Source organism: Immundisolibacter sp., from assembly GCF_028696615.1.
In the GTDB taxonomy this organism is placed as follows: domain Bacteria; phylum Pseudomonadota; class Gammaproteobacteria; order Immundisolibacterales; family Immundisolibacteraceae; genus Immundisolibacter.
The window spans coordinates 1-3,160 of record NZ_JAQVGQ010000269.1 but is presented as its reverse complement, the minus strand read 5'-3'; the positions used below and the strand labels follow the sequence as shown (position 1 = coordinate 3,160).

General features: G+C 67.6%; 3 protein-coding genes. All 3 read right to left on the bottom strand.

The genetic code is table 11. From position 1 onward, the window contains the following. Positions 1-641, bottom strand: a 641-nt coding sequence (locus tag PHC73_RS13005) for a dihydrodipicolinate synthase family protein (protein WP_300129074.1), incomplete at its 3' end; no start/stop codon positions are given. Between the two features lie 69 nt (positions 642-710). Continuing rightward, positions 711-1,703: a cytochrome d ubiquinol oxidase subunit II gene (locus PHC73_RS13000; RefSeq protein WP_300129071.1), complete on the bottom strand. Its 993-nt coding sequence runs from the start codon at positions 1,701-1,703 to the stop codon at positions 711-713. Beyond that, on the bottom strand, positions 1,703-3,049 hold the full coding sequence (locus PHC73_RS12995) for a cytochrome ubiquinol oxidase subunit I (protein ID WP_300129068.1): 1,347 nt from the start codon (positions 3,047-3,049) through the stop codon (positions 1,703-1,705). The genes PHC73_RS13000 and PHC73_RS12995 overlap by 1 nt, the downstream gene beginning before the upstream one ends. Positions 3,050-3,160: the final 111 nt, after the last annotated feature.

Here is a 3,160-nt window from a genome sequence, read left to right as displayed (position 1 = left end):
TCGTAGGCCATCGGCACGGCAAAGTCGATCGGCAGGAACTGCACATGCGGCGCGGCGTCCATGCTGGCCGGCAGGTCGATCAGCATGTTCTTCGGGTCCATCAGGTTGCCGACGTACTTGCAGGTGACCACGGTTGGACAGTGCTTGCCGACGCCGGCCCAGAACTCGACCGGGAAGGTGGACTTGAAGAACAGCGGGTTGGCGTAGACCATCAGCGCCATGTCCGGCACCGCCTCGGCCAGGTCGGCGTAGAACTTGACCGAATTGGTGAGGGTCGGGGTCTGCCACAGCGGCAGGCCGACGAAGCCGCCCTGCGCGCCCAGTTCGCGGAACTTGCGCATCTGGCGCACGGTTTCCTTGGTGCCCAGCGTGGTGATGCCGGCGAACACCGGCACCCGGCCGCGGGCAACCTCGACGATGGTGCGCGTGAAGGCGAGCTTTTCTTCCAGCGTCAGCGCGGCGCACTCGCCGGTGGTGCCGTTGGCGGCGATCGAGCCGATGCCGGCGCTGATCAGCTGCTCGACCATGCGCGCGGTTTCGTCCAGATCGACCGAGTCCTCGTACTGCCAGCCGCCCTGCCCTTCCTTGCACGGCGTCGGAATCATGGCGGATACGCCACGGATATCGTCTTTGGTCAGCATGAGCAGGGCCTCCTGGCAATGTAAAAGGTCGGCAATGATATCCGGTCCGGGGCTGCGCGTGCCCGGTGACTACTCGTAGCGCAGCTCGCCGGCCTCGCCCCAGAACACGCGGTACACGTAAACCGTGTAAGCGATGATGGCCGGCAGCGTGATGACCACGCCGACCAGGATGAATTTGAGCGACTCCGGCGCCGCCGCGGCCTGCCAGGCGGTCAGGCGATCGACCACCAGGAACGGATACAGGCTGTAGGCAAGCCCGATCGCCGCCAGCATGAACAGGCCCACGGTGCAGGCAAACGGCTCCCACGGGCGCGGCAGGTCCTGCCGGCACAGGCGCGCCAGACGCCGGTCGGCGACCAGCAGCAGCACGGCTGTCGCCAGCGGCACCTGCAGCAGCAGGATGAATTCCGGCATGGCGAACCACTTGTGGAAGATGCGCTCGCTGACCAGCGGCGTGGCAATCGACACCGCCGCCAGGCCCACGGCAGTCCCCCACAGGGCCCGCCGCGCCCAGCCGGCGGCGCGCTGCTTGAGCGCCGGGCCGGTCTTCATCAAAAGCCATGTCGCGCCGAGCAGCGCGTAACCGGCCATCAGGCACACGCCGATCAGGGCCGCGAACAGCCCGGCCCACACGCCACCGGCAAAGCCCAGAACGTACTTGCCGAGCATGAAGCCCTGCGAGAACGCCGCCAGCGCCGAGCCGGCCACGAAGGCGCGGTTCCACAGCGCCTTGTGGTCGGCGTGGGCCTTGACCCGGAAATCGAAGGCCACGCCGCGCAGGATCAGGCCGATCAGCATGAACGCCACCGGCAGATAGAGTGCCGTCAGTACCACGCCGTGCGCGTGTGGAAAGGCCACCAGCAGGATGCCGGCGCCCAGCACCAGCCAGGTTTCGTTGGCATCCCAGAACGGCCCGATGGAGGCAATCATGCGGTCCTTGTCGGCATCGTCCACCAGCGGCAGCAGCAGCCCAACGCCCAGGTCGAAGCCATCCAGCACCACGTAGGCCAGCATGGCGACACCCATCAGGCCCATGAAAATCAGCGGCAGCAGCGCGTCCATCAGGGCACCCGCGCGGGCATCGGTTCACCACCGGGCGCGTCACCCGCGCCCGCCTTGCGCGCCATGTAGAACAGCACCCACACGTAGGCGACGATCAGCACCAGGTAGAGCGCCATATACAGCCCCAGGCTCAGTCCGATCATCCCGGCCGGCACGTCGGAAGCCGCATCGGCGGTCCTGAGCAGGCCGTAAACCAGCCACGGCTGGCGGCCGATCTCGGTCGTATACCAGCCGGCCAGCACGGCCAGCCAGCCGGAAAAGGTCATGGCGAGCAGGCCGCGCTGCACCCACGCCGCCGGCTCGCCCCGACGCAGCGTCTGCCAGGCGGCCAGCCAGCTGACCGCCAGCATCAGCAGACCAACGCCCACCATGATGCGAAAGGCCCAGAACAGCGGCGCCACCGGCGGGTGATCCTCGAAGCTGTTCAGGCCGCGCAGTTCACCGTCCCGGCGGTGGGTCAGGATCAGGCTGGCGGCGTCGGGAATGGAAATCTCGAAGCGGTTGCTGCGCGTGGCCTCGTCGGGCCAGGCAAACAGGCGCAAATCGGCGCCGCGCTCGGTGTCCCAGATCGCCTCCATGGCGGCGATCTTGGCCGGCTGGTGCTCCAGCGTGTTCAGGCCGTGCAGATCGCCAACGAAAATCTGCACCGGAATCAGGACCGCCGCCATCAGCACACCCGTGCGCAGCGTCGCCGCGACCTCGGCGCTGCGCTCGCCGCGCAGGCGCCGGTAGGACGACAGGCCGGCCAGCAGAAACGCCACCGTCAGCCCGGAGGCCAGCAGCATGTGCGTCAGCCGGTACGGAAACGATGGGTTGAAGATCACCGCCCACCAGCTGGTGGCGTGCGCCTGGCCGTCGATCATCACGTGGCCGGCCGGGGTCTGCATCCAGGAATTGAGCGCCAGAATCCAGAACGCCGACAGGCTGGTGCCGACCGCCACCAGCAGCGTCGCCAGCAGGTGCATGCGCTCCGACACGCGGCCACGCCCGAACAGCATCACCCCCAGAAAGGACGCTTCCAGGAAAAACGCCGCCAGCACCTCGTAGCCGAGCAGCGGCCCGGCGATGTTGCCCACCCGCTGCATGTAGCCCGGCCAGTTGGTGCCGAACTGAAAACTCATGGTCACGCCGCTGACCACGCCCAGCGCGAACGACAGCGCGAACACCTTGACCCAGGTGCGGTAGGCGGCCTGCCAGGGCGCGCCGTCGGCGGCCCGCCCGCGCAGGTTGAAGTACAGCAGCACCCAGGCCAGCGCCATGTTGATGCTGGGAAACAGGATGTGAAAGCTGATGTTGGCGGCAAATTGCAGCCGCGCCAGCAGCAGCGGATCGGCGAGCGCACTCATCATCCGGTTGACCTCGGTTCGGATACGCGGTTCACGGCCTTCAGCGCCCGCCGTCCAGCCACACCTTGCAGGCCAGCGAGCCGGCGATCATGGCGGCGACGAACAGCCACG

Excerpts from the sequence above, each read along its gene's own strand:
- PHC73_RS13000 (WP_300129071.1), bottom strand. The coding sequence starts at position 1,703 with ATGGACGCGCTGCTGCCGCTGATTTTCATGGGCCTGATGGGTGTCGCC.
- PHC73_RS12995 (WP_300129068.1), bottom strand. The coding sequence starts at position 3,049 with ATGAGTGCGCTCGCCGATCCGCTGCTGCTGGCGCGGCTGCAATTTGCC.